General features: G+C 65.9%; 26 protein-coding genes and 2 tRNA genes. 10 read left to right on the top strand and 18 right to left on the bottom strand.

Annotated elements, in window-relative coordinates; genetic code table 11:
- Positions 1 to 10: 10 nt before the first annotated feature.
- Together AC2EBS_RS13945 and pilB are read right to left on the bottom strand one after the other, a co-directional pair.
- Positions 11 to 1,231, bottom strand: a complete 1,221-nt coding sequence (locus tag AC2EBS_RS13945; RefSeq protein ID WP_484729021.1) for a type II secretion system F family protein — start codon at positions 1,229 to 1,231, stop codon at positions 11 to 13.
- 77 nt (positions 1,232 to 1,308) lie between these two features.
- Positions 1,309 to 3,030, bottom strand: a complete 1,722-nt coding sequence (gene pilB, locus AC2EBS_RS13940; protein ID WP_484729020.1) for a type IV-A pilus assembly ATPase PilB — start codon at positions 3,028 to 3,030, stop codon at positions 1,309 to 1,311.
- 298 nt (positions 3,031 to 3,328) lie between these two features.
- On the opposite strand from pilB, the gene AC2EBS_RS13935 reads away from it, so the two are divergent.
- On the top strand, positions 3,329 to 3,949 hold the full coding sequence (locus AC2EBS_RS13935) for a c-type cytochrome (protein ID WP_484729019.1): 621 nt from the start codon (positions 3,329 to 3,331) through the stop codon (positions 3,947 to 3,949).
- Positions 3,950 to 4,070: 121 nt separating this feature from the next.
- Here AC2EBS_RS13935 and AC2EBS_RS13930 read toward each other — a convergent pair whose 3' ends face one another.
- The 5 genes from AC2EBS_RS13930 to AC2EBS_RS13910 form a co-directional block, all read right to left on the bottom strand.
- Entirely contained in the window at positions 4,071 to 5,354 is a 1,284-nt protein-coding gene (locus tag AC2EBS_RS13930; RefSeq protein ID WP_484729018.1) for an NAD(P)/FAD-dependent oxidoreductase, read from the bottom strand.
- Positions 5,355 to 5,365: 11 nt separating this feature from the next.
- Positions 5,366 to 5,674, bottom strand: a complete 309-nt coding sequence (locus AC2EBS_RS13925; RefSeq protein WP_484729017.1) for a c-type cytochrome — start codon at positions 5,672 to 5,674, stop codon at positions 5,366 to 5,368.
- A 162-nt stretch (positions 5,675 to 5,836) separates the two neighbouring features.
- Complete coding sequence (gene senB / locus AC2EBS_RS13920) at positions 5,837 to 6,826, bottom strand: selenoneine biosynthesis selenosugar synthase SenB (protein WP_484729016.1); 990 nt, start codon at positions 6,824 to 6,826, stop codon at positions 5,837 to 5,839.
- 95 nt (positions 6,827 to 6,921) lie between these two features.
- Positions 6,922 to 6,998, bottom strand: a tRNA-Pro gene (locus tag AC2EBS_RS13915).
- A 58-nt stretch (positions 6,999 to 7,056) separates the two neighbouring features.
- On the bottom strand, positions 7,057 to 7,986 hold the full coding sequence (locus tag AC2EBS_RS13910) for a polyprenyl synthetase family protein (protein WP_484729146.1): 930 nt from the start codon (positions 7,984 to 7,986) through the stop codon (positions 7,057 to 7,059).
- 296 nt (positions 7,987 to 8,282) lie between these two features.
- Between AC2EBS_RS13910 and rplU the strand changes: the two genes are divergently transcribed.
- From rplU to proB, 4 genes are all read left to right on the top strand, one after another.
- Positions 8,283 to 8,594: a 50S ribosomal protein L21 gene (gene rplU / locus AC2EBS_RS13905; RefSeq protein WP_484729015.1), complete on the top strand. Its 312-nt coding sequence runs from the start codon at positions 8,283 to 8,285 to the stop codon at positions 8,592 to 8,594.
- A gap of 35 nt (positions 8,595 to 8,629) precedes the next feature.
- Complete coding sequence (gene rpmA, locus AC2EBS_RS13900; protein WP_484729014.1) at positions 8,630 to 8,887, top strand: 50S ribosomal protein L27; 258 nt, start codon at positions 8,630 to 8,632, stop codon at positions 8,885 to 8,887.
- A gap of 187 nt (positions 8,888 to 9,074) precedes the next feature.
- Positions 9,075 to 10,160: an Obg family GTPase CgtA gene (gene cgtA / locus AC2EBS_RS13895; protein WP_484729013.1), complete on the top strand. Its 1,086-nt coding sequence runs from the start codon at positions 9,075 to 9,077 to the stop codon at positions 10,158 to 10,160.
- A 7-nt stretch (positions 10,161 to 10,167) separates the two neighbouring features.
- On the top strand, positions 10,168 to 11,286 hold the full coding sequence (proB, locus tag AC2EBS_RS13890; RefSeq protein ID WP_484729012.1) for a glutamate 5-kinase: 1,119 nt from the start codon (positions 10,168 to 10,170) through the stop codon (positions 11,284 to 11,286).
- 105 nt (positions 11,287 to 11,391) lie between these two features.
- Here the strand turns inward: proB and AC2EBS_RS13885 are convergent, their stop codons facing one another.
- Positions 11,392 to 11,997 (bottom strand): RNA pyrophosphohydrolase, encoded by a 606-nt coding sequence (locus tag AC2EBS_RS13885; RefSeq protein WP_484729011.1) that lies wholly within the window; start codon positions 11,995 to 11,997, stop codon positions 11,392 to 11,394.
- 135 nt (positions 11,998 to 12,132) lie between these two features.
- Between AC2EBS_RS13885 and AC2EBS_RS13880 the strand changes: the two genes are divergently transcribed.
- Together AC2EBS_RS13880 and AC2EBS_RS13875 are read left to right on the top strand one after the other, a co-directional pair.
- Entirely contained in the window at positions 12,133 to 13,878 is a 1,746-nt protein-coding gene (locus AC2EBS_RS13880; protein ID WP_484729010.1) for a proline--tRNA ligase, read from the top strand.
- The gene (locus AC2EBS_RS13875; RefSeq protein ID WP_484729009.1) at positions 13,875 to 14,495 is read left to right on the top strand and encodes a lytic transglycosylase domain-containing protein; all 621 of its coding nucleotides are present in this window, start codon (positions 13,875 to 13,877) and stop codon (positions 14,493 to 14,495) included. Before AC2EBS_RS13880 ends, AC2EBS_RS13875 begins: the two co-directional genes overlap by 4 nt.
- 115 nt (positions 14,496 to 14,610) lie before the next feature.
- On the opposite strand, the gene AC2EBS_RS13870 is transcribed toward AC2EBS_RS13875, so the two are convergent.
- From AC2EBS_RS13870 to hemA, 6 genes are all read right to left on the bottom strand, one after another.
- Positions 14,611 to 15,192 (bottom strand): UbiX family flavin prenyltransferase, encoded by a 582-nt coding sequence (locus AC2EBS_RS13870; protein WP_484729008.1) that lies wholly within the window; start codon positions 15,190 to 15,192, stop codon positions 14,611 to 14,613.
- Positions 15,193 to 15,194: 2 nt separating this feature from the next.
- A complete protein-coding gene (grxD, locus tag AC2EBS_RS13865) occupies positions 15,195 to 15,506 on the bottom strand; it encodes a Grx4 family monothiol glutaredoxin (protein WP_484729007.1) in 312 nt (103 codons plus the stop codon).
- Between the two features lie 139 nt (positions 15,507 to 15,645).
- Positions 15,646 to 16,269 (bottom strand): hypothetical protein, encoded by a 624-nt coding sequence (locus AC2EBS_RS13860; protein ID WP_484729006.1) that lies wholly within the window; start codon positions 16,267 to 16,269, stop codon positions 15,646 to 15,648.
- A 124-nt stretch (positions 16,270 to 16,393) separates the two neighbouring features.
- Positions 16,394 to 17,269: a peptide chain release factor N(5)-glutamine methyltransferase gene (prmC, locus tag AC2EBS_RS13855; RefSeq protein ID WP_484729005.1), complete on the bottom strand. Its 876-nt coding sequence runs from the start codon at positions 17,267 to 17,269 to the stop codon at positions 16,394 to 16,396.
- Positions 17,269 to 18,348, bottom strand: a complete 1,080-nt coding sequence (gene prfA / locus AC2EBS_RS13850; protein ID WP_484729004.1) for a peptide chain release factor 1 — start codon at positions 18,346 to 18,348, stop codon at positions 17,269 to 17,271. The genes prmC and prfA overlap by 1 nt, the downstream gene beginning before the upstream one ends.
- A gap of 75 nt (positions 18,349 to 18,423) precedes the next feature.
- Positions 18,424 to 19,725 (bottom strand): glutamyl-tRNA reductase, encoded by a 1,302-nt coding sequence (hemA, locus tag AC2EBS_RS13845; protein ID WP_484729003.1) that lies wholly within the window; start codon positions 19,723 to 19,725, stop codon positions 18,424 to 18,426.
- Positions 19,726 to 19,747: 22 nt separating this feature from the next.
- Here hemA and AC2EBS_RS13840 point away from each other — a divergent pair, with 22 nt between their 5' ends.
- Positions 19,748 to 20,020 carry a hypothetical protein gene (locus AC2EBS_RS13840; RefSeq protein ID WP_484729002.1) on the top strand — a complete coding sequence of 91 codons (273 nt, stop codon included), beginning with the start codon at positions 19,748 to 19,750 and terminating at the stop codon, positions 20,018 to 20,020.
- Here the strand turns inward: AC2EBS_RS13840 and miaB are convergent.
- The 3 genes from miaB to AC2EBS_RS13825 all read right to left on the bottom strand — a co-directional run bounded on the left by miaB (position 20,010) and on the right by AC2EBS_RS13825 (position 21,965).
- Complete coding sequence (gene miaB, locus AC2EBS_RS13835) at positions 20,010 to 21,362, bottom strand: tRNA (N6-isopentenyl adenosine(37)-C2)-methylthiotransferase MiaB (RefSeq protein WP_484729001.1); 1,353 nt, start codon at positions 21,360 to 21,362, stop codon at positions 20,010 to 20,012. The genes AC2EBS_RS13840 and miaB overlap by 11 nt on opposite strands.
- Before the next feature lie 38 nt (positions 21,363 to 21,400).
- Entirely contained in the window at positions 21,401 to 21,790 is a 390-nt protein-coding gene (locus tag AC2EBS_RS13830; protein WP_484729000.1) for a hypothetical protein, read from the bottom strand.
- 98 nt (positions 21,791 to 21,888) lie between these two features.
- Positions 21,889 to 21,965: transfer RNA gene (locus AC2EBS_RS13825), tRNA-Met, on the bottom strand.
- A 121-nt stretch (positions 21,966 to 22,086) separates the two neighbouring features.
- On the opposite strand from AC2EBS_RS13825, the gene ftsY reads away from it, so the two are divergent.
- Positions 22,087 to 23,148, top strand: a complete 1,062-nt coding sequence (gene ftsY / locus AC2EBS_RS13820; protein ID WP_484728999.1) for a signal recognition particle-docking protein FtsY — start codon at positions 22,087 to 22,089, stop codon at positions 23,146 to 23,148.
- A gap of 165 nt (positions 23,149 to 23,313) precedes the next feature.
- Here ftsY and ffh read toward each other — a convergent pair whose 3' ends face one another.
- Entirely contained in the window at positions 23,314 to 24,705 is a 1,392-nt protein-coding gene (ffh, locus tag AC2EBS_RS13815) for a signal recognition particle protein (protein WP_484728998.1), read from the bottom strand.
- Positions 24,706 to 24,756: 51 nt separating this feature from the next.
- Between ffh and AC2EBS_RS13810 the strand changes: the two genes are divergently transcribed.
- The gene (locus AC2EBS_RS13810) at positions 24,757 to 25,611 is read left to right on the top strand and encodes a cytochrome C assembly family protein (protein ID WP_484728997.1); all 855 of its coding nucleotides are present in this window, start codon (positions 24,757 to 24,759) and stop codon (positions 25,609 to 25,611) included.
- Positions 25,612 to 25,628 lie beyond the last annotated feature (17 nt).

Here is a 25,628-nt window from a genome sequence, read left to right as displayed (position 1 = left end):
GCGCGAAGGCTCAGACCACCTGGCCGAGCTTGAAGATGGGCAGGTACATCGAGACGACGATGCCGCCGATGATCGTGCCCAGGATCACGATGATGAAGGGCTCCATCAGGCTGGACAGCGCCTTCACCGCCTCGTCCACCTCGTCCTCGTAGAACTCGGCGGCCTTGGACAGCATGTGGTCAAGCGAGCCGGATTCCTCGCCGATCGAGGCCATCTGCAGCACCATGGTCGGGAAGATGGCGGTGCCCTGCATCGAGGTAGTCAGCGCCGAGCCGGTGGAGACCTCGCGCTGGATCTTCTCGGTCGCCTCGGCGAACACGGCATTGCCGGATGCGCCACCCACCGAATCCAGCGCCTCGACCAGCGGCACGCCGGCGGCGAACATGGTGGCCAGCGTGCGCGTCCATCGCGCTACCGCGGACTTGTAGAGCAGGTCGCCGAAGACTGGCAGCTTCAGCAGCAGCCGGTCCATCGCCTTTTGCATCTTCTCGGAACGCTTCCAGGACTGAATGAAGAAGTACAGGCCGCCGCCGATGAAGCCGAAGATCGCCCACCACCAGGCGACGAAGAACTCCGACATCGCGATCACCGCCAGCGTCGGCGCCGGCAGGTCGGCGCCGAAGGAGGTGAACACATCCTTGAAGGCCGGCACCACGAAGATCATGATCACCGCCACGACGACGAAGGCGACCACCATCACCGCGATCGGGTAGGTCAGCGCGGACTTGATCTTGTTCTTGATCGCGACCGTCTTCTCCTGATAGATCGCCAGGCGATCCAGCAGGGCTTCGAGGATACCGCCCGCTTCGCCGGCCTCGACCAGGTTGCAGTACAGCGCATCGAAGTACATCGGATGCTTGCGGAAGGCCGATGACAGGCTGGTACCCGTCTCGACATCCTGACGGATGTCGTTGAGCAGCCGGGTCAGACGCGGGTTGGTGCTGCCGCGGGCGACGATGTCGAAGGACTGCAGCAGCGGCACGCCGGCGCGCATCATCGTCGCCAACTGGCGTGTGAAAACCGCGATGTCCTTCTGCTTGATGGCCTTGCCGCCGCTGACGCGGCGCTTCTTGACCTTGCTGACCAGGATGCCCTGGCGGCGCAGCTGGGCGCTGACCATCGCTTCGCCACCGGCACGGATCTCGCCGCGCACGATCTTGCCGTTGCGGTCCTTGCCTTCCCACTCGAATACGAAGTCCTTCACGCCCTTGGCGCTCGCGCTTGTCGCCATATCACCTCCTGGGGATTGCCTGCGGGGCCGCTGGCGGCCTGCTTGAGTTCGGGGTGCCGCGGCCCGGCTGCTGGCACTTATTCATTGGTTGCAGATAGCACTTCTTCGAGTGTCGTCACGCCGGCCCTGACCTTGACCAGGCCCGATTGGCGCAGGTCACGCACACCATCCGAGCGCGCCTGAGCGGCGATGTCCATCGCCGTGCCTTGCGACAGGATGATGCGCTGGATCGCCTCGCTCACCGGCATCACTTGGTAAAGGCCCACGCGGCCGCGATACCCGTTGTTGCAACTCGAACAGCCGACCGCGCGGTAAGGCTTCCAACTGCCGTCGAGGTCCTCTTCGGCGAAGCCGGCGCGCAGCAGCGCGTCGTGGGGATAGTCGGCCGGTGTCTTGCAGTTCTCGCACAGGCGGCGCGCCAGGCGCTGTGCGGTGATCAGCAGCACGCTGGAGGCGATGTTGAACGGCGCCACGCCCATATTGAGCAGGCGCGTCAGCGTGGTGGGCGCGTCGTTGGTGTGCAGCGTGCTCATCACCATATGGCCGGTCTGCGCCGCCTTGATGGCGATATCCGCCGTTTCCAGGTCGCGGATCTCGCCGACCATGATCACGTCCGGATCCTGGCGCAGGAAGGCCTTCAGCGCCGCAGCAAAGGTCAAGCCGGCCTTGTCGTTGACGTTGACCTGGTTGATGCCCGGCAGGTTGATTTCGGCTGGATCCTCGACAGTCGAGATATTGACGCCCGGCTGATTGAGGATGTTCAGGCAGGTATAGAGCGAAACCGTCTTGCCCGAGCCGGTCGGCCCGGTGACCAGAATCATGCCGTAGGGGCGGTGAATGCAGGCCAGCAGGCGCTCCTTCTCGATCTTCTCGTAGCCCAGGGCATCGATGCCGAGCTTGGCGGACGAGGGGTCGAGGATACGGATGACGATCTTCTCGCCGAACAGCGTGGGCAGCGTGCTGACACGGAAGTCGATCGCCTTGGCGCCGAACTTGAGCTTCATGCGCCCGTCCTGCGGCACGCGGCGCTCGGCGATGTCCATGCGCGAAATGACCTTGATGCGCGAGGCCAGCTTGTCCTTGATCGCCACCGGTGGCTGGGTGATTTCGCGCAACTCGCCGTCGATACGGAAGCGCACGCGGTAGTTGTACTCGTAGGGCTCGAAGTGCAGGTCGGACGCGCGCATATTGATCGCGTCGATGAGCATCTTCTGCAGGAAGCGCACCACCGGCGCGTCTTCCACCTCCGACATGTCGGCAGCTTCCTGCGTGGTGCCGGCATCCTCTTCGGCGATGTCGAAGTCGAAGTCGCCGCCGGCGATGGCCTCCAGCGCTTCGCTTGCATTGACGCCGCTGCCTGCCAGCAGCTTGGCGAGCTTGTCGTGCTCGACGATGACCCACTCCGGTGCTAGCTGGGTCGTGAACTTGATGCGCTCGACGACCTCCTGGTCGGTGGGGTCCGCCGCGCCGATGAACAGCCGGTTGCCCCGACGGCCGAGGGCCACGACCTGGTACTGCAGCGCCAGCTTGGCGTCGATGATGTTGGTCGGCAGGCGCTGCGTATCGAGCGCGTTGAGATCGAGCAGCGGCAGGGCCAGCGCGGTGGACAGGGTGTGGGCGAGGTCGACCGCCGAGATCGCGCCGGCCGCGACCGCCGTCGGCACGAAGCCGGTCTTTTTCTCCCTGGCCTGCCGCACCAAGTCCTCTGCGACCTTGGCCTGCAGCTTGCCAGCATTGACGAGCACGCGAGCCACGCCCGAAAGCGTGGATTGCGCTGGCTCGCTCAGAGAGTTGTCCACTTGCATAGATTCGACGGTACCGGCCATCCCGAGCGGCTCACCGATGCGCGCGCTGGCGGGGCATGATGGCCCAAGCATCCCACACTGTAAACCGAGGCCTACCCGGCCACCTGCGCGGTCCGTGGTACGGCGCACGAATGCTGCATCCGGTTACAGCAGGCTGATGCGTCTAGGCTGCACTCTGCTGCCTCGATCGCGGTCTGCCCTAGGTCTGTAAGCTCCGCAATATCCGGCTCGGCTAATATTCATGGGCGCCGGCCATCATTCTCGGCGCCGCCTGGACGGATGAGACGTGGAGATGGGGGTGAAGATGATGCGATTTGCGGTGATGGGCGGTCTGCTTGCGGCGGCCATGGGAGCCAATGCGCAGGGCCTTGGTGCAGCCGAGCTGGCGCGGGTCGAGGAAATCGTGCAGGGCAAGTGCTTTCTTTGCCACGGCGTCGACGGCGAGAGCTCTAGCCCGGTGTTCCCGCGGCTGGCAGGGCAGCACGCCGTCTACGTGGCGAGGCAGCTCGGCGACTACCAGTCAGGTCGGCGCAAGAGCACGACCATGCAGCCGATGGTTGAAGGGCTAACGGCGTCCGACTTCCAGTTGCTTGGACGCTACTTCGCCTCGCGCCCGGTACAGCCGCACGCGGTGGAGGATGCCGAATTGGCCCAGGTGGGCCGCTTCATCTTCCAGCGCGGCAATCCCTTCAGCGGTGTTGCCTCCTGCGCCAGCTGCCACGGCGCCCAGGGGCTCGGCAACGAGCATTTGCCCCGCCTGGCGGGGCAGCATGCCCAGTACATCGAGACGCAGCTGCGCCAGTTCAATAAGCGCGAGCGCAACAACGACAACGCGGTGATGCACAGCATCGCGAGCAAGCTCAGCGAACTGGAGATCAAGGCGGTTTCCGCCTATGCGAGCGGGCTGAACTGAGGAAAAGAAGAGGCGGCGCACTCTGGCGCCGCCTCGGGTTCTCTCTCAGCTCTCGCGCTCAAAGGCGCTCGGACTTTCGCCCGGTGTCGGGCAAGCCGCAGGGCTTGCCCTCGGTCCGGGCTCAGCCCAGCATGTCGTTCCAGATGTTCTGGGCCCATGACAGCGCGTAGCCGCCTTCCAGCTGGTTGGCTGCCGCAGAGACGCCGCCCGAGCCGGGAACGGTCTTGAAGGTCTTCTCGGCAGCGTCGTACTGGTGCACCGACGCCACATGCACCACGTCGCGGGCGGTGACGAAGCTGTAGCAGGTGTTCATCACCACCGGCGTGGCACTCACCGGTTCGCCCTTGAGCAACTGGATGATCGCTGCTGCGGCCACCTTGGCATGCTGGTTGGCCATGTGGCCCGACTTGGGCATGGCCGGCGCCGAGAAGGTGGCATCGCCCAGCACGTGAATGCCAGGCGCCGCGGTCGACTCCATCGTCAACCAGTTGACTCCAACCCAGCGGTTGTTCATGTTGACGAGTCCGGCCGACATGGCCAGATCGGCGGCGCGCTGCGGCGGAATCACGTTCAGCACATCAGCCTTGACATCCTCGAACTCGAGCTTGGCCAGCTTGCCGCCGTTGGCAACTTCCTTGAGTTCTGCGTTCGGCCGGTATTCCAGGAGGCCGTCATAGTGCTGCTTGAAGGCGCGCTCGAACAAGGCCTTCTTTGACTGGATCTCCGCATTGGCGTCGAGCACCAGCACCTTGGACTTCGGCTTGTGCTGCTTCAGATAGCTGGCCACCATGCAGGCGCGCTCGTAGGGGCCAGGGGGGCAGCGGTAGGGCACCTTGGGAATGCTCATCGCGAACACGCCACCATCCGGCATGGCTTCGAGCTGGCGGCGCAGGGCGACAGTCTGCGGGCCGGCCTTCCAGCTGTGCTGAACCTGGCCGGCATCGACGGCAGCCTTCAGTCCGCCGACTTGCTCGAACATGAAATCGATGCCGGGCGAGAGCACGAGGCGGTCGTAGCTCAGCTCACTACCATCGGCGAGGCGCACCCTCTTGCCTACAGCGTCGATGCGCGCCACCTCACCCTGGACTATCTTGACGCCCATGGCGCGCAGGCCGTCGTAGCCTCGCGTGATGTCGTTCATCTGCTTGTGCCCGCCTAGAACCAGGTTGGAGATCGGGCAGGAAACGAAGCTGGTGTTGCGCTCGACCAGGGTGACGTCCACATTGCCACCCCAGAGCTTCAGGTAGCGCGCTGCGGTCGCTCCGCCAAAGCCGCCGCCGATGATGAGCACGCGGCCGATGGAAGGTCCGCTGCCCAGGCTGGCGCAACCCGGCAGGCCGGCCGCTGCGAGCAGGGCGCCCGCCGCGAGAAGGTGACGGCGATTGAGTCCGGTTTCTTGTGTCATCGCTTGTCTCCTCACTTGGCGGCGGGTTGTGCGGCGAAGAAGCCAGCCACCAGACGAACCTGCTCGTCGGTGTAGCCCTTGCTGATCTGATGCATGATGGTCGCAGGGCGTGCGCCACTGCGGAACTCGTTCATGAGTTGGATGAGTTCGGCGGCAGGACGGCCTGCCAATGACTTCATCTCGCCCTTGGCGATGCCGTTGGTGCCATGGCAATTGGCGCAGGTGGCGGCGAGATTACGGGCCAGGTTGACATCCTGCGCCTGGGCGCCGGAGAAGCCGGCAAGCAGGGCCAGCGGTATCAGCAGTCTAGTCTTGATCATGAGGTCTCCTCTGTTGTGAGCGACGGATTACTGGGGCGCGGGTCGAACATTGCGCCGCCACGCGGGCGGCCGGCCAGACGCCATTCCTCTTCGGCTTGCGGCGCGCTGACTCCGCATCGCGGGTGCGTCGAGCCCACCCTGGACAGCAAGTATCCGGCGATGTCAGACGACTGCGCCCGCAGGGCTTTCCCCGGGTGCGCCGAGTATCGACGCGACCAAGCTTAGCAGCGCAGCACGCTCATGGGCAGGGTCGAACTGTGTTGCCAACTGGGTACATTCGCTTTGAAGCTGATCAAGGTAGGCCGGCTCGTCTCGTGCTCGGCTGATCGCGCGGGCAAGTTCTTGCGCATCGTCGCAGGCGACATAGCCCGCATAGTGCTCACCCAGCAGCCCGACATTGCCGGCAATGTGCGATGCGATCACTGGCGTGCCGCTACGGATCGCCTCCACGATCACCGTGGCGCCACCCTCCAGGCGGCTCGGATGCACGAGCACATGCGCCGCTTGTATGCGCGCCCGCGCCCGCTCGTGAGGCAGCGGTCCAAGCCAGCGGTAGCTCGGGCAATCTTGGGCGAGTGCTCTGGCTTCGGCGCCGAGTGCCGGGTCCAGCGCCGCGCCGATGTGGTCGAAGAGGATGTCCTTGCGATGCTGCAGCAGGCGGACTGCGTCGAAGTAGGTGCGCGGCGACTTCTCGGCGCGCAGATGACCCGCCATAAGCACACGCAGATGGCGCGAAGTCTTGCGACGAGTCTGTCGCTCGGGGCAGGACGGCAGGCAAAGCGTTGTCTTGCTGCGAACATCTTCTGGCAGGGCAGCGAGGGCGCAGCGGTTCAGCACGATGAGCCGATCGGCCAAGTTGATCGACTGCTGCATCGCAGCGTCGGCGTTGCTCTGACCATAGAGGTCGGTGCCGGTCAGCGCGAGGACTAAGGGGCGGTCAGGATGGTGTGTGCGCCAGGCCTGCATCGACGCCGCGGACTTGAGGGCATGCAGCGCGATCATCAGCTGCTCGCTGCCCGCGACCCAGTGGTCGGTAATGTGCACCTGATACCGCGCTGATAGGAACTGAGCCCAGCGACGAGCTGTATGCCAGTTGCCTGAGTTGGCGCTGGCGAGGGTCGGCGTGACGATGACTAGTCGAGGGGAGGACACGAAGCCAGCTTAGCGGATTGCCACTGCGGGGCGTCGGTCAAGCACAAGCGCGCAGCAAGTGACGTGCGCGATGCGGATCGGTCAATAAGGAAAGTTGGTCGGGGTGAGAGGATTCGAACCTCCGGCCTCTACGTCCCGAACGTAGCGCTCTACCAGGCTAAGCTACACCCCGATTGCAGGCAGCGCTTGAAGAACTCAAGGGCCCGCGGATTCAGTCGTCTGGTTTTGGCTCAAAAAGAGCGTTCAACCGACTGAGCACAAAATTCTAGCAGAGCTTCGCGCCAAATAGAAGCGGGCAGCAAATCAATTGCTGCTCTAGCTCGTTCCGCTTCGGCGCGCGCCACAGTGCGCGTCGCATCCAGTGCGCCGGTGCGGCGCACGATGTCCACGATCTCGTTGAGGCGCTCGACCTCGCCGTGTTCGATCGCGTGCCGTATCAGGGCGCGCTCGGCGTCGCTACCGCGCTCCATCGCTACCAGCAGCGGTAGCGTGGGCTTGCCTTCGCGCAGATCGTCGCCGACGTTCTTGCCGAGCGCGGCGGGATCACCCTCGTAGTCGAGCACGTCGTCGATCAGCTGGAAGGCCGTGCCCAGTGCTCGACCATAGGTTGCGCAGGCCTCTTCGATCTCGCTGCCACTCCCGGCCAGCACCGCGCCGAGTCTCGCGCTGGCCTCGAAGAGCTTGGCTGTTTTGAAGCGGATGACGCGTAGATAGTTCTCGACGGTGATGTCGGGATCGTGCATGTTCATCAGCTGCAGCACCTCGCCCTCAGCGATCACGTTGGTCGCATCGGCCAGCACCTCGAGCACGCGCATCGCGTTCACCGAGACCATCATCTGGAAGGCGCGCGAATACAGGAAGTCTCCGACGAGCACGCTCGCAGCATTGCCGAACAGTGCATTGGCGGTCTTCTTGCCGCGACGCATTGACGACTCGTCGACCACATCGTCATGCAGCAATGTCGCCGTGTGGATGAACTCGACCACGGCTGCCAGCTCAAATCGCTCGGCCGAAGAGAAGCCGAGCGCGTTCGCGAAGAGCAGCACGAGCTTCGGGCGCATGCGCTTGCCGCCCGCATGGACGATGTATCCCGCGATCTGGTTGATGAGTGCGACTTCCGAGCTCAGGCGTTGGCCGATGACGGCGTCGACCTCGCGCATTTCTTCGGCCAGCTTGGCGAGCGCCTCGGCGACAGGGGAGGGGGACGAGGCGGAGGCAGCGTGCACACTCAGCTCACTTGTTGGAGAAGTGCTGATTATAGAAATAGGCATTCGCCTCCAGCCGAACGCAGGCTGCTGGTCATTGCAGGGCCGCTCGTCCGCCTGCATTGTTCCTGACTGCTTTGGGTCCGGCGTTGTATGTGCTATAGTTTCGGGCTCCGTGCGCTTGGGTGCATGGAGTTTTGCCTTGTGTCGTGGCTTTGCTGGCGCAGGGTTCGAGCATAGAAAGGGCTGATATGTACGCGGTCGTAAAAACCGGCGGCAAGCAATACAAAGTTGCTGCTGGCGAAAAGATCAAGGTAGAACAGATTGCTGCGGACGTTGGCCAAGAGATCGTGCTGGATCAAGTTCTCGCCGTGGGTAACGGCGCTGAGCTGAAGGTCGGCACTCCCTTGGTTGCTGGCGCAAGCGTCAAGGCCACTGTGGTGGCGCATGGCAAGCACGACAAGGTGCGCATCTTCAAGCTGCGTCGTCGCAAGCACTACAAGAAGAGTCAGGGTCATCGCCAGTGCTACACCGAGCTGTCCATCAGCGCGGTGAACGCCTAAGTCCTGCTTTCGCCAATAGTTCAAGGAGCTAATCCATGGCACAGAAAAAAGGCGGCGGTTCCACGCGGAACGGCCGCGACTCCAAGCCCAAAATGCTGGGCGTGAAGGTCTTCGGCGGTCAGACCGTCCCGGCCGGTTCCATCATCGTGCGTCAGCGCGGCACCCGTTTCCACGCTGGCACCAATGTCGGCATGGGCAAGGATCACACGCTGTTCGCATTGGTTGACGGCACGGTGTCCTTCACCACCAAGGGTGAGCAGAACCGTTCGACAGTGGTTGTCACCCCGGTCTGATCGTCATCACGACACATCACAGACCTGAATCGCCGACGGAGGGCAGCAGCCGACCGTCCGGCGAGACGAATGCAGCAAGCCCCGGTACGCCGGGGCTTTTGCTTTGCAGGCTGCGCCGGCGCAGGCCCCATGGGGCTGGCCGTGACTTACCATCGCCTATCCAGGCGCGAGCGCAGAGCGACAAGACATGAAGTTCGTAGACGAAGCCACCATCGACATCGTGGCCGGTAATGGCGGCGCCGGTTGCGCGAGCTTCCGGCGCGAGAAGTTCATCCCCTTTGGTGGCCCGGACGGAGGCGACGGTGGTCGCGGCGGCAGCGTCTATGCCGTCGCTGACCTCAACCTCAATACGCTGATCGATTACCGCTACGCACGGCGCCACGAGGCACGCAACGGCGAAGCGGGGCGTGGCTCCGACCAGTATGGCGCGGCGGCCGACGACATCGTGCTCCGCATGCCGGTCGGCACCATCGTGCGCGACCTCGAGACTGACACGGTCATCGCCGAATTGCTGGAGCCGGGCGTCAAGGTGCTGCTCGCCAAGGGTGGCGATGGCGGCTTCGGCAATCTGCACTTCAAGAGCAGTACGAACCGCGCGCCGCGGCAGAAGACTCCCGGCTGGCCCGGCGAGGCGAAGAAGCTCAAGCTGGAGCTGCGCGTGCTGGCCGATGTGGGCCTGCTTGGGCAGCCTAACGCCGGCAAGTCCACGCTGATCGCCGCGATTTCCAATGCGCGGCCCAAGATCGCCGACTACCCGTTCACGACGCTCCATCCCAACCTGGGGGTGGTGCGTGTCGCTCCTGAGAAGAGCTTTGTCGTCGCGGACATTCCCGGCCTGATTGAAGGCGCCGCGGAAGGCGCCGGTTTGGGGCACCAGTTCCTGCGCCATCTGCAGCGTACGCGGCTGCTCCTTCATGTGGTTGACCTGGCGCCCTTCGACCCGAATGTCGACCCGGTCGCCGAGGCCAAGGCCATCGTCAAGGAGCTGAAGAAGTACGACCAGTCGCTCTACGACAAGCCGCGTTGGCTGGTTCTCAACAAGCTGGACATGGTGCCGGCCGAGGAGCGAGCCGCGCGCGTGAAGGACTTCGTCAAGCGCTTCAAGTGGAAGGGGCCGGTGTTTGAGATCTCGGCGCTGACGCGCGAGGGCTGCCAGCCATTGATTCAGGCGATCTATGAGCATGTTGCCGCCGAACAGCGCCACCATGTGGAGCCGGATGTGCGCTTCTCGTCGGCCGATGGCGACGCACAGCAGGTCGAAGGCAAGAGCTGACAAGATCATGAGGGGTGTTCTCGAGGACGCACGACGCATCGTCGTCAAGGTCGGCTCCAGTCTGGTTACCGACGAGGGGCGCGGTGTCGATGCCGAGGCCATCGGCAACTGGTGCCGTCAGCTCGCCGCACTGGCAGCCGATGGTCGCCAGGTGGTGATGGTTTCCAGCGGCGCGATTGCCGAAGGCATGAAGCGGCTGGGCTGGGCCGTGCGGCCCAAGGAACTGCACGAACTGCAGGCTGCTGCGGCCGTCGGGCAGATGGGCCTGGTACAGATGTACGAGACCAAGCTGCGCGAGCATGGCATGCGCAGTGCACAGGTGCTGTTGACGCACGCCGACCTGGCCGACCGCGAGCGCTATCTCAACGCGCGCTCGACGCTGCTGACGCTGCTGCATCACGGCGTGCTGCCAGTGATCAATGAGAACGACACGGTCGTCAACGACGAGATCAAGTTCGGCGACAACGACACGCTGGGCGCGCTGGTCGCCAACCTGGTCGAGGCTGATGCGCTGGTGATCCTGACCGACCAGCGCGGCCTGTATTCCGCTGATCCGCGAAAGAACCCCGACGCACGTTTCATCGACGAAGCGATCGCCGGCACGCCCGAACTGGAAGCCATGGCCGGCGGTGCCGGCTCTTCCATCGGTCGCGGCGGCATGCTGACCAAGATCCTTGCTGCCAAGCGCGCGGCAGGCTCCGGTGCAAGCACAGTGATCGCCTGGGGACGTGAGCCTGACGTGCTGCTGCGCCTGGCGGCAGGCGAGTCCATTGGTACCGCGCTGCGCGCGAGCACTGCGAAGCTGGCGGCGCGCAAGCAGTGGATGGCCGATCATCTGCAGATGCGTGGTGCCGTCGTCGTCGATGCCGGCGCTGCGGCCAAGCTGCTCGACGAAGGCAAGAGCCTGTTGCCCATTGGCGTCCTCGAGGTCCAAGGCGAGTTCCACCGTGGTGACGTGATCGCCGTGCGCGATGCGACTGGTGGCGAGCTGGCTCGCGGCCTGACCAACTACTCCAGTGCTGAAGCGCGTCTGATCGCGCGCAAGCCCTCGAACGAGTTCGAGCGTGTGCTCGGCTATGCGGCCGAGCCCGAGCTGATCCACCGGGACAACCTGGTGCTCGCTTAAGCAAGTACCAAATCGCAGCGAAGCTCATGTCGCGCAGCGACGTGGTCTGGTGCGCAGACCTCATTTGCCCGAGCGAGTACGAGCTTCTAGCGAAGCCTTCCCAAACTACTGGCCGTCCGCTCCGCCGCTCGCCGGCTCGCCCTCCGGGGCGGGCCGGTCGTCGCCCTGCCGCAGCGGTCCGTCCATACGATGCTGCTGAGGCCGCATGCCGGCACGCAGATAACGGTTGTGCTGGTTCTGGCGCGGCAGGTAGCGCGCCAGCTCGGTCAGTGCCATCTGGTAGACGCCCCGCTTGAACTCGATCACCGACTCCAGCGGCACCCAGTACTCGCTCCAGCGCCAGGCATCGAATTCCGGATGGTCGGTGGCGCGCAGGTTCATGTCCGAGTCGCGCCCAATGAGCTGCAGCAGGAACCAGATCTGCTTCTGGCCTTTGTAGTGGCCGCGCGCGTCGCGGCGGATGAAGTGCTCGGGCACCTCATAGCGCAGCCAGTCACGAGTGCGCGCAATGATGCGCACATGTTCGGCGTGCAAGCCCACTTCCTCGTGGAGCTCGCGGTACATCGCCTGCTCGGGCGTCTCGCCGTGCTTGATGCCCCCTTGCGGGAACTGCCAGGAATGGGTGCGCAGGCGCTTGCCCCAGAACACCTCGTTCCTGTGGTTGAGCAGGATGATGCCGACGTTGGGGCGGAAGCCTTCACGGTCGAGCATAATCAACCTCGAATCTATAGTTGGATTGATTATTGCATTGGGGCCCCCGCCGGGTGGCACCCTCGCTAACCCTCAGGACGCCAGCCGCTCCGGCCAAGGTCGGATGCCGCGGTGTTCCGTTGCTCCTGCATTCCCATGAAAGCCAGCCAGTTCTTCATCTCCACGCTGAAAGAAGCCCCCGCCGACGCCGAAGTGGTCAGCCACAAGCTGATGATGCGTGCCGGCATGATCAAGCGCCTGGGCGCGGGCATCTACAACTACATGCCGATGGGCCTGCGCGTGATCCGCAAGGTGGAGGCCATCATCCGCGAGGAAATGAACCGCGCCGGCGCCGTCGAGCTGCTGATGCCTGTCGTGCAGCCGGCCGAGCTGTGGCAGGAGACCGGACGCTTCGAGAAGATGGGCCCCGAGCTGCTGCGGGTGAAGGACCGCCATGAGCGCGACTTCATCATCCAGCCGACCTCGGAAGAGGTGGTGACGGACATCGCGCGCCAGGAGCTGCGCTCCTACAAGCAGCTGCCGAAGAACTTTTATCACATCCAGACCAAGTTCCGCGACGAGCGCCGGCCGCGCTTTGGCGTGATGCGCGGCCGCGAGTTCACGATGAAGGACGCCTACTCCTTCGACCGCGATGAGGCCGGCGCGAGCAAGAGCTATCAGGCCATGTTCGAGGCCTACAAGCGCATCTTCGACCGCTTCGGCCTGGAGTACCGCGCGGTGGCTGCCGACACTGGCGCCATCGGCGGCGACCTGTCGCACGAGTTCCAGGTCATCGCCGACACCGGCGAGGACGCGATCGTCTACTGCCCGACCAGCGATTACGCGGCCAATATCGAGCTGGCCGAGGCGCTGTCGCTGCTGCCCAGCCGCGCTGCAGCCACGCAGGCGCTGACGAAGACGCCCACACCGGGCAAGAGCACCTGTGCCGATGTCGCCGAGTTGCTGGGCCTGCCGCTGCAGCAGACGGTGAAGTCGCTGGTGCTGGCCACCGACGAACTCGACGAACAGGGCGTGATCAAGAAGAGCACCGTCTGGCTGCTGCTGGTGCGCGGCGATCACGATCTCAACGAGGTCAAGGCCGGCAAGGTCGAGGGCCTGAAGGGCGGCTTCCGCTTCGCCACCGTCGCCGAGATCGAGGAGCACTTCGGCTGCAAGCCCGGCTACCTGGGTCCGATCGGCCTGAAGAAGCCGGTGAAGGTCGTTGCCGACCGCACCGTGGCGAACATGGCCGATTTCGTCTGCGGCGCCAACGAGGCTGACTTCCACATCACCGGCGTGAACTGGGGCCGCGACCTGCCGGAGCCCGATGTGGTGGCCGACATCCGCAATGTCGTCGTCGGCGATCCCTCGCCGGACGGCAAGGGCGTGCTCGCGATCCAGCGCGGCATCGAGGTTGGCCATGTGTTCTTCCTCGGCACCAAGTACTCCAAGTCCATGAATGCCACCTTCCTGGACGAGACCGGCAAGCCGCAGCTGATGCAGATGGGCTGCTACGGCATCGGCGTGACGCGCATCCTCGGCGCGGCCATCGAGCAGAACCATGACGAGCGCGGCATCATCTGGCCCGACAGCATCGCGCCGTTCACGCTGGCGATCTGCCCGATCGGCATGGACCGCAACGAAGAGGTCAAGGCCGCCGCGACCAAGCTCTACGAAGAGCTGCTCGCGCTGGGCGTGGATGTGCTGCTCGACGACCGCGGCGAGCGCCCCGGAGCGATGTTCGCCGACTGGGAGCTGATCGGCGTGCCGCACCGCGTGGTGCTGTCCGACCGCGGACTCAAGGAGGGTCAGGTCGAGTACCAGGGCCGCCGCGACAGCGCGGCCACCAAGCTGGCGCTGGCCGATGTGCTCGCCCATCTGAAGGGCAAGCTCGGGCTTTGAGCAGCGCAGGGATCGCCCGCCGCGCGCTGTTGCTGGCGGCCCTGGCGGCGCCAGTGCTGCCGGCGCGCGCCGGCAGGCAAATCGAGGAGCCGCTGGCCGATGCGGTGCGCTCGGCGCTATCGGCCGCGGTACGGCAGAGTGCGCCGCCCAAGCCGCGCTTCGACAGCACCGATGAGCGTCTGGCCTATCTGCGCTGGCTGGGCACGATGAGCGAGCGGCTCAAGTCGCGCATGTCGGAAGCGATCACGCGCATCGAGTTCCTGGAGACTGTCTGGTATGAGAGCAAGCGCGCCGGGCTGGAGCCCAGCCTGGTGTTGGGTCTGATCCAGGTGGAAAGCGGCTTTCGCAAGTACGCGATCAGCAGCGCCGGCGCGCGCGGCTATATGCAAGTGATGCCGTTCTGGGCCAAGCTGATCGGCGACGGCCATGCACCGCACCTCTTCCATATGCAGACCAATCTGCGCTTCGGCTGCGTGATCCTGCGCCACTATCTCGACATTGAGCGTGGCGACATGTTCATGGCACTGGGGCGCTACAACGGTAGTCGCGGCCGGCCCGAATATCCGAACGCGGTGTTCGCGAACCGTCGCAACTGGCTGATGCCGGGGGAGAGTTAGCCCACACCCAACGGCCTGCGGCCGCCCCCTCAAGGGGGCAAGCCCGTAGGGCTGGCGGAGCCGGACCCTCGGGCATCGCTCGGACAGCCCCGGGCGTACGCTTGCGGGGTGAGGCTCAGTTGCGCAGGCCTTCCCAGGCCTTGGGCGACGCGCCAGCGACACCGGCCAGTTCCAGCGCCCGCTCGGCGCTCTCGTTGACCAGTTCTTCGATGCTGCTGGGCCGGTGATAGAAGGCTGGCAGCGGCGGGAAGACGATCGCGCCCATCTCGGTGGCGGCCGTCATATTGCGCAGATGCGCCAGGTTCAGCGGTGTCTCGCGCACCATCAGCACCAGGCGGCGGCGCTCCTTGAGCGTCACGTCCGCGGCGCGGGTCAGCAGGTTGTCGCCGAAACCATGGGCGATCGCGGCGAGGCTCTTCATCGAGCAGGGCGCGACGATCATCGCCGCGGTGGCGAAGCTGCCGCTGGCCACGCAGGCGCCCACGTCGGCAGGCGAGTAGGCGGCGCTGGCCTCGTGCTCGAAGGTCTGGCGATCGAGGCCCAGTTCGTGATGCACGTTGAGCACGCCGGCCGGCGTGACGATCAGATGCGTCTCGACCCCGAGCTCGCGCGAGCGACGCAGCAGGCGCAGCGCATAGGCCGCGCCGGTGGCGCCGGTGACGCCGACGACGAGGCGCTGCCGGCTGCTCGCGCTCATTCTCAGGCGGCGAGCAGCTGCTGCAGCTCGCCCGACTCGTACATCTCCATCATGATGTCCGAGCCGCCGACGAACTCACCGTTGACGTAGAGCTGGGGGATGGTCGGCCAGTTGGCGTAGTCCTTGATGCCCTGGCGGACAGCCTCGTCCTCCAGCACATTGAAGGTCTTCAGGTCAGTGACGCCGCAGGCCTTCAGGATCTGCACGGCGCGGCCGGAGAAGCCGCACATCGGGAACTGGGCCGTGCCCTTCATGAACAGCATGACGCGGTTGCCTTTGACCATATCGTCGATGCGCTGCTGGACTTCGTTCATATCGGTTTGCCTGGCTGAGGAATGCACTGCGGAAGGGGGCGCGACGCGTGTCTGCGTCGCAAGTGCGCATTATCGGCGAGGCCCGGCAACCATCCCGATGTGGGTCTATTGCGCGAACTGGCAGCAGAGGCTGGAGCGTTCAGTAGCTGTAGCTCAGTCCGAAGTGCAGCACCGGACGCAGGCGCAGCTCCATCAGCGTGTCTTCCAGTGTGGGCTGCAGTGCATTGCGGCCCAGGCGCAGGCCCAGGTCGGCGCTGAATCCCCAGCCGCCGCGCAGCGACTGACCGGTATAGCCGATGCCCAGATAGGCGGAACTCTGGTTCGGTTCCTGCTCGCCGCCCAGCCCCCCGAGGCTCAGCTGGCGCTGCCCGAAGCTCAGCGCCTGATGGCGCGCCAGCGAGCTGTTGCCCAGCGCCAGGCCGCCACTGCTCTGCGCCAGTGAGGCCGCGCCCAGCATCACGCCGCCGGTGGCGCGCAGGCCGCCACGCACGTTCTGGCCGAGACCGGAGCTGGTGAGGTAGTAGTCGCCGAGAACATTGGCGCTCAGCAAGCGTGAACCGGCGCTGCGGTCCAGGCTGCTCAGCTGCACCCGCGCCTGCCAGCGCAGCTCGGCAGCATCGTCGGGGCTCAGCCTGATCCCTTCGGCCACGGCTGGCTTGGCCAGCGTGAGCAAGGCGGCCGAGAGCAGAGCGGTGGCCCCAAGCACGACAAGGCGCGGGGCGGCGGGGTGACGGCAGGCGAGGTGACGAGCGATGCGGACCATGACAAGCTCCTCGGGACAGCATGCCAGCCCGACGAGCCGGGCTGGCTGGTCCGATTGATACTACGCCTGCAGCGCCGCCATGGCGCAAGGATGTGTAAGAGAAACGACGCGCTGTTGGGGCTTTCTAGGCGCCTGCCCGTCCATTCGTGGGGCCTGGCCAGCGCCCACCGCTGACACGCGGCTGGCCGCCCAGATCAAGGCGACAGGCGATGTCCGTGAAACCTGCCACGGCCAGCGCCTGTGCCACCGGCTCGGCCTGGTCGTAGCCATGCTCCAGCAGCAGCCAGCCGCCAGCGCGCAGATGCGCCGGCGCACCGTCGATCAGCGTTTGCAGCGCGGACAAACCGTTACCTTCCGGGGTCAGGGCTTGCCGGGGTTCGTGGCGAAGCGCCGGCAGGTGCGGGTCGTCGCCGGCGATATAGGGCGGGTTGCTGACGATCAGGTCGAAGCACCGGCCGGCCAGCGGCTCCCACCAGCTGCCCTGGTGGAAATGCACCGCCAGCCCGAGCCGTTGGGCATTGGCGCGCGCCACCGCCAGCGCGCCTTCGTTGAGGTCCAGCGCCTCGAGCTGCGCGGCTGGGTGGCGCTGCTTGATCGCCAGCGCGATCGCGCCGCTGCCGGTGCCGAGGTCGATCACCGCCGGCTGGGGCAGCCCGCTGGCGGCCAGCAGCTCCAGCGCCCAGTCCACCAGCGTCTCGGTATCGGGGCGCGGTACCAGCGTGTGTTCGTTGACCTGCAGCGTCAGGCCGTGGAATTCCTTCTCGCCGAGCAGGTAGGCGATCGGCACCGCGTCGCGCCGCTGCGCGATCCAGGCGGCGAAGCGCTGCGCCTGCTCCGGCGTCAGTGGCGCTTCGTCGTGGATCATCAGCCAGCTGCGCGATTGACCCAGCAGCGCGCCGAGCAGCAGCTGCGCATCGAGCCGGTCCACGCCCTGGGCGCGGGCATGGGCCATCGCCGTGCCGACATCGGCCGGCAGCGCCGCGGCTCCCGAATCGCTCATCAGCGGCCTTCCAGCGTGGCCAGCTGCTCGGCCGCCTGTGCGGCCTGCAGGGCCTGGATCACGTCGCCGAGATCGCCGTCCATGATCGCGCCGAGCTTGTAGAGCGTCAGGTTGATGCGGTGATCGGTGAGCCGGCCCTGCGGGAAGTTGTAGGTGCGGATGCGGTCGCTGCGGTCGCCGCTGCCGATCAGGCTCTTGCGCTGTGCGGCCTCCTTGGCGGCGCGCTCGTTCTTGTCCTTGTCTCGCAGTCGCGCGGCCAGCACGGCCATGGCCTTGGCCTTGTTGCGGTGCTGGCTGCGGTCGTCCTGGCACTCGGCGACCAGGCCGGTGGGCAGGTGGGTGATACGGATCGCCGAGTCGGTCTTGTTGACGTGCTGGCCGCCGGCACCGCTGGCGCGGAAGGTGTCGATGCGCAGTTCGGCCGGGTTGAGCTGGATCTCCTCGGCCTCGTCGGGCTCGGGCATCACCGCCACGGTGCAGGCGCTGGTGTGGATGCGGCCTTGGCTCTCGGTGGCCGGCACGCGCTGCACGCGGTGACCGCCGGACTCGAACTTGAGCAGGCCATAGACCTTGTCGCCCTCGATGCGCAGCACCAGTTCCTTGTAGCCGCCGAGGTCCGACTCGTTGGCCGAGAGGATCTCGGTCTTCCATCCCTGGCTCTCGGCGAAGCGCATGTACATGCGCGCCAGATCGCCGGCGAACAGTGCCGACTCGTCGCCGCCGGTGCCGGCGCGGATTTCCAGGAAGGCTGGGCGCTCGTCGTCGGGATCCTTGGGCAGCAGCGCCAGCTGCAGCTCCTCGTGCAGGCGGGCGATGTCGGCCTCGGCGGCGGCGATCTCCTCGCGGGCCATCTCGGCCATCTCCGGGTCGGCGAGCAGCTCTCGCGCCGCGGCCAGGTCGGCCTCGCGCTGCTGGTAGCGGCGGTAGCGCTCGACCAGACCGGAGACCTCGGACTGTTCCTTGGTCAGCGCTCGATAACGCTTCATGTCCGCGGCGACTTGGCCGTCGGCCAGTGTGGTGTCCAGCTCGGCCAGGCGCAGGGCGAGGCGTTCGAATTGCTGGCGCAGCGAGTCTTTCATGCAGGCGGTCCGGTGAGCAGGAACGGGGCGGCAGCAGATGGCGCGCCGCGCGGCAGGGCTGGGATGCCGTCGTCGCTAATGCTCGGCCGGATCGCGGGGACTGTTGCGCAGGAACAGGCGCGAGACCGTCTGCGCCAGCTGCACGCGCTGTTCGCCGTCGGCGGCATGCAACTCGGCCAGCGCGCCGTGCAACATTTTCTGTGTCAGGCCCTTGGCCAATGCCTCGAGCGCGGTGTCCAGGTCCTCGCCACGGGCGAGCAGCTTGCGGGCGCGGGCGATCTCGTGCTCGCGCCAATCCTCGGCCTGGGCATGCAAGGCCTGGATCAGCGGCACGGTGTGGCGCTGGCCCAGCCAGTGCACGAAGCTCTGCACACCCGCCTCGACGATGGCCTCGGCCTGCTGCACCGCGGCCTGGCGCTTTTCGCCGGCGGTCTGCACCAGCGCCGAGAGGTCGTCGACGGTGTAGAGGTAGACATCGTCGAGCTGCGCGACCTCGGGCTCGATATCGCGCGGCACCGCCAGGTCGACCATGAACATGGGGCGGTGGCGGCGGGTCTTCAGCGCGCGCTCCACCGCGCCCAGGCCGATCAGCGGCAGGCTGGAGGCGGTGCAGGACACGACGGCATCGAACTCATGCAGGCGCTGCGGCAGGTCGGACAGGCGGATCGCCTCGGCGCCGAGGCGCCCGGCCAGCTTCTCGCCGCGCTCCAGCGTGCGGTTGGCCACCGCCATGTGCCTGGGCGTCTTGGCGGCGAAGTGCGTGGCGACCAGCTCGATCATCTCGCCGGCACCGACGAACAGCACCTTGATGGTGGCAAGATCCTCGAACAGCTGCGCGGCCAGGCGCACCGAGGCCGCAGCCATGCTGATCGAATGCGCGCCGATCTCGGTGGAGCTGCGTACTTCCTTGGCGACCGAGAAGCTGCGCTGGAAGAGCTGATGCAGCGTGGTGCCCAGCGTGCCGGCGTGGCCGGCCTGCTGCACCGCCTGTTTCATCTGGCCGAGGATCTGCGGTTCGCCCAGCACCATCGAGTCGAGGCCGCTGGCCACGCGGAAGGCATGGCGCGCTGCGGCGCCGCCCTCCAGCACATAGGCATGGTCGAGCAGCGCGCTGCTGCCAACGCCGCCGACCTCGGCCAACCAGTCCACCGCGGGCTGCACGAGGGCAGGGCTGCCGGCCACATAGAGCTCGGTGCGGTTGCAGGTCGAGAGGATCGCCGCTTCCGGCAGGGCCGGGTCGCGCTTGGGCAGGCGGGTCTGCACTTGCTGGCGGAAGCCCAGCAGGGTCGGTGCCAGCTGCTCGAGCGAGAACGCGAAACGACCACGCAGGTCCACCGGCGCGGAGTTGTGGTTCAGACCGAGGGCGAACACAGACATAAGCGAATTATAAAATTTGCTGATGAGCCCTCTGGACGCACTGTGGCACCTCGTCAACCTGTTCGCACCCGCGTGGGTGGTCGCCGCGCTGATGGCCATGGGGCTCAAGCTGCTGTGGCGGCGTGAGCTGAAGAGCCTGCCCTGGAAGCGCTTGGCCCTGTGGGGAGGCCTGGGTGGATGCCTGGGCGTCGTCGCCGCGCTGGCCCTGCTGGGCCGGGACGGCAAGATGGCTGGCTACGGCCTGATGATTGTGGCCATCGCGCTGCCCCAGTGGGGCCTGACGCTCAGGCGTTGAGCGAGGTTGCCTCGGCTCCTTCCGTCACCGGCACCTCAGCGCGTAGCGAGTGCGCGAAGGCCTGTGTGATCGTCACGTCGATCAGCTGGTTCATCAGCCGCGGATGACCCTTGAAGTTGACGATGCGGTTGCACTCGGTGCGCCCCATCAGTTCGCTAGCATCCTTGCGCGCATTGCCGGTGACGAGGATCTTCTGCGTCGTGCCGACCAGGGTCTCGCTGATGCGGATCGCGTTGGCCTCGATCGCCGCCTGCAGCTGCTGCAGGCGGTTGACCTTGGTCTCGTAGGGCGTCGTGTCTTCCAGGTTCGCCGCTGGCGTGCCGGGGCGCGGGCTGAAGATGAAGCTGAAGGAGGCGTCGAAGCCCACGTCCTCGACCAGCTTCATCAGCTTGGCGTGGTCGTCCTCGGTCTCTCCCGGGAAGCCAACGATGAAGTCGCTGGCGATGCGGATGTCGGGACGGATCGCGCGCAGCTTGCGGATGATGCTCTTGAATTCCAGCGCGGTGTAGCCGCGCTTCATCGCCATCAAGATGCGGTCGCTGCCATGCTGCACCGGCAGGTGCAGATGATTCACCAACTGCGGCACCTTGCCGTATGCCTCGATCAGCCGCGGGCTGAACTCGTTCGGATGGCTGGTGGTGAAGCGCAGACGGCGGATGCCGGGGATCTCGGCCGCGTACTCGAGCAGCAGCGCGAGGTCGGCGTACTCGCTGGTGTCGCCCATCCTGCCGCGGTAGGCATTGACGTTCTGGCCCAGCAGGTTGATCTCCATGACGCCCTGGTCCGCAAGGCCGGCGATCTCGGTCAGCACGTCCTCGAAGGGGCGCGAGACTTCGTCGCCGCGCGTATAGGGCACCACGCAGTAGCTGCAGTACTTGGAGCAGCCTTCCATGATGGAGACAAAGGCGCTGGCGCCTTCCACCTTGGCCGGCGGCAGATTGTCGAACTTCTCGATCTCCGGGAAGCTGATGTCCACCTGCGGGCGGCGTTGCTCCTGGCGCGCGGCCAGCATCTGCGGCAGGCGGTGCAGGGTCTGCGGGCCGAACACCACGTCCACATAGGGCGCGCGCTCGATGATGGCGGCGCCTTCTTGAGAGGCCACGCAACCGCCAACGCCGATCAGCACGCCCTTTTCCTTCAGGTGCTTGACGCGGCCTAGGTCGGAGAACACCTTCTCCTGCGCTTTCTCGCGCACCGAGCAGGTATTGAAGAGGATCAGGTCGGCTGCTTCCGGGTCGTCGGTCTTTTCGTAACCCTGGGCAGCGCCCAGTACATCGGCCATCTTGTCCGAGTCGTACTCGTTCATCTGGCAGCCGAAGGTCTTGATGTAAACCTTCTTCATTTGGGCCTCGTTACTGCTCATCTCGGTCTCCGTCGCGGTCAGCGCTTTAGCCAGGTCTGCGTGCCGGCATCGAAGGCCCAAGTGGCTGCTTCCTGCGCGGTCCGGGGCCAGGTCTTGTTGGCCAGTTCGGCAGCGTTGAGCACCCACACGTCCAGCAGCATGCCGCTCACAGCTTCCACCGTGTAATGCACGGACAGCTTCTGTCCGGCGATGCTGGCGGGTGTGAGCAAGATGTTGTTGTCGCTACGAATGCGAGCGCCGGGCGCGAGCTTGGCGGCGCGGCCATTCAGCGTGGCATCGGGTGTCTGCAGGACGACCAGTTCGCCACGCAGTGCATGGGCTGGGAACTGGCGGTGCACCTGGGCTTCAGCAGAGATGCAGACCGTGGCAGCCGCAAAGGCGGCGAGGGTGGAGGCACAGCGGTACATGGTATGTGTCCAGTGGCTGCGTTGATGAAGTCGAGCAAGCAAGCGGCGGGCTAATGCAAAACGGCCCGAGCAGTGCTCGGGCCGTCGGCTTCTTGTTCTGGTGGCGCTTCAGGGATTCGAACCCCGGACCTGCGGATTATGATTCCGTCGCTCTAACCGACTGAGCTAAAGCGCCTAAGAGCCTGCCATTATAGCCACAGATTTCGGAGACAATGCAAGCCCTGCGTTCGGCGCGATGAATCCACCTGCGGTGCTGTCAGTCTGTGTCACTGGCGGCTCCACTTCACGAGTCCCTGATGTTCAGTTTCTTCAAGAAGAAGTTTGGCGGTGGCGCGACGCCCGCTGCGCAGCCGGCAGCTGAGGCGCCCGCCGCCGATGCTCCGGCTGCGCAAGACCTGACCCCGGCCGCCCCGTCGTCGGCCGAGGCGCTGCCTGTTGCTGCCGCGCCGGAAGCGCCGCAACGCAAGAGCTGGCTGGACAAGTTGCGCCAGGGTCTGCGCAAGACCGGCTCGAGCATCGCCCAGGTTTTCACCGGCACGCAGATCGATGACGATCTATACGAAGAGCTGGAGGCCGCGCTGCTGATGGCTGATGCTGGCGTGAAGGCGACCGAGTTTCTGCTCGAAGACTTGAAGCGTCGCGTCAAGGAAGCCAAGGCCACCGATCCGGCTGCCGTTCGCGGCCTGCTCGTCGAGGCGCTGAGCGATCTGCTGCGCCCGCTGGAGAAGTCGCTGGTCGTCGGCGAGCACAGCCCCACGGTGATGATGGTGGTGGGCGTCAACGGCGCCGGCAAGACCACCAGCATCGGCAAGCTGACCCGCCACCTCGCCGATGCAGATCAGAAGGTGTTGCTCGCTGCGGCCGACACCTTCCGTGCTGCGGCGCGTGAGCAGTTGCATGTCTGGGCCGACCGCAACCGCGTGGAGATCGTCAGCCAGGAGGGTGGCGACCCCTCCGCGGTGACCTTCGATGCTGTGGTCGCCGGTCGCGCGCGTGGCTGTGACGTGGTGATCGCTGATACCGCCGGCCGTCTGCCCACGCAGCTCCATCTGATGGAGGAGCTCAAGAAGATCAAGCGCGTCATCGCCAAGGCCCAGGAGGGCGCGCCGCATGAGGTGCTGCTGGTCGTGGATGGCAACACCGGCCAGAACGCACTGGCGCAGGTGAAGGCCTTCGACGATGCGCTGGGCCTGACTGGTCTCGTCGTTACCAAGCTCGATGGCACCGCCAAGGGCGGCGTGCTCGCGGCGATCGCGCGCGAGCGGGCCATTCCCGTCTACTTCATCGGCGTTGGCGAGAAGCTCGAAGACCTGCAGACCTTCAGCGCGCGCGAGTTCGCGCAGGCGCTGCTTGAATGATGCTGATTCATTGATCGAGCGAAGCTCGACGATCCGGCTCTGCCGGGCCGCCGATGCAGCAAGGCCCAGAGGCCTTGCCCCTCGTCAGTCACAAACCATCCTCAGGACGGTTTGAGTCCAGGCTCGGCCCCCTTGAGAGGGCGCGCGCAGCGCGTAGGGGTTGGGCTACTTCAAGCCCGGCGGCATCATCCCGCCCAGGCCCTTCATGCCGCCCATCTTCTTCATCATCTTCATCAGGCCGCCGCCCTTCATCTTCTTCATCATCCCCTGCATCTGCTCGAACTGATTGAGCAGGCGGTTGACGTCCTGGATCTGCACGCCAGCGCCGCTGGCGATGCGGCGCTTGCGGCTGGCCTTGCTCTTGCCGTCGAGCAGCAGCGCGGGGTTGGCGCGCTCCTTGGCGCTCATCGCGTTGAGGATGCCTTCCATGCGCTTCATGTCGCGCTCGGCCTTGTCCATATCGGCCTGGCCGGCCTTGGCGGTCATCTGCGTCGGGAGCTTGTCCATCAGGCTGGACAGGCCGCCCATCTTCTTCATCTGCGAGATCTGCGCGAGGAAGTCGTTCAGGTCGAAGCCGTCGCCGCTCTTGAGCTTGTTGGCCAGCTTCTCGGCGGCCGCGAGGTCCACGCCCTTGGTGACCTCCTCGACCAGCGCGACGATGTCGCCCATGCCCAGCACGCGGCCGGCATGGCGTTCGGCGTCGAAGACTTCCAGGCCGTCGATCTTTTCGGACACGCCGGCGAACTTGATCGGCGCGCCGGTGACCTGGCGCACCGACAGCGCCGCGCCGCCGCGCGAGTCGCCGTCCAGCTTGGTCAGCACCACGCCGGTCAGCGGCAGTGCGTCCTTGAAGGCCTTGGCGGTGTTGACGGCGTCCTGGCCCTGCATCGCGTCGACGACGAACAGCGTCTCGACCGGATTCAGCACCGCATGCAGGTCCTTGATCTCGGCCATCAGCGCTTCGTCGATGGCCAGGCGGCCGGCGGTGTCGACCAGCAGCACATCGAAGTAATGGCGCTTGGCGTAGTCGATCGCGGCCAGCGCGATGTCGTGCGGCTTCTGCTCCGGTGCGGACGGGAACCACTCGGCGCCGGCCTGCTTGCTGACCGTCTTGAGCTGCTCGATCGCCGCGGGGCGGTAGACGTCAGCCGAGACGGTGAGTACCTTCTTCTTGCGCTTTTCGATCAGGTGCTTGGCCAGCTTGCCGGTGGTCGTGGTCTTGCCGGCGCCCTGCAGGCCGGCCATCAGGATCACCGCCGGCGGCTGCGCAGCCAGATTGATGTCGGACACGCCCTCGCCCATGGTGGCAGCGAGTTCCTTGTGCACCACCGAGACCAGCACCTGGCCGGGGTTCAGCGAGCCGACCACCTCCTGGCCCAGCGCCTTTTCCTTGACGCGGGCGATGAAGTCGCGCACCACGGGCAGGGCCACGTCCGCTTCGAGCAAGGCCATGCGCACCTCGCGCAGCATGTCTTGCACATTGCTTTCGGTGATGCGGGCCTGGCCGCGCATCGTCTTGACGAGCTGGCTCAGGCGGTCGGTCAGGGTGGAGGCCATAAATAGGCACGCCGACTGAAAAGGCCGGTCGCGCAAAAGTACACTTTGGCCATGAGTTTATCGTTCGCCACTCCCGGTGCTGCCGGTGCGCTGCTGGCCCTCGCCAGTCTGGCCGCGTTGCTGGCCTATGGCGGTGCGGCTGCCGTCGCGAGCGATACCCGTGGCACCGTGCCAGCCGAGGGCGGCTCGGGCGGCCGGCGTGTCGTGCAGTTGCTGCTGGTGCTGGGTTGGCTTGCGCATCTGTTCGCACTCATCGTCGACATAGCCGGCCTGGGCATCGAGCCGCGCAGCGCGCGGTTCGGTTTTGCGCCGGCGCTGTCGATGACGCTCTGGTTGGTGATCGCGGTTTATCTGATCGAGAGCCGGCTGGTGCCCTTGCCCGGCGTGCGGCGTGTGCTTGCCGTGCTGGCCGCGTTGGGCGTGGCTCTGGCCTGGGGCTTCCCTGGCGAGGCAAGGCCGCAGGCCGCATCGCCCTGGGCCCCGCTGCACTGGGCGTTGGGACTGGCTTCCTATGGGTTGTTCGGCGTGGCCGTGCTGCACGCGGCCATGCTCAATCGCGCCGAGCGGCTGCTGCGCCAGAAGAAGCCGCCGACCACGCTGGGCATGCCTTTGCTCCGGCTGGAACGCCTGACTTTCCAGTTCGTTGCCGCCGGCGTGGTGGTGCTGTCGCTGGCGCTGCTGCTCGGCTGGTGGTTCACGCCACAGTGGCGCTGGGATCACAAGACCCTGCTGTCGGTGCTGGGCTGGGTGGTGCTGACCGGCCTGGTCACCGGTCGGCGCGTGTTCGGCTGGCGCGGCCGGCGCGCGACGCGCTGGCTGTACTTCGGCGCTGCCTTGCTGCTGCTGGCGTATGCCGGATCGCGCTTCGTGATCGAGGTGCTGTTACAACGCAGCGCCGGCTACTGACTCGAGCCCAGGCTCCC

This window comes from Roseateles sp. T103 (assembly GCF_057219915.1).
Note: the sequence above shows the minus strand (reverse complement) of the source record. Positions and strands in the feature narration are given on the sequence as shown.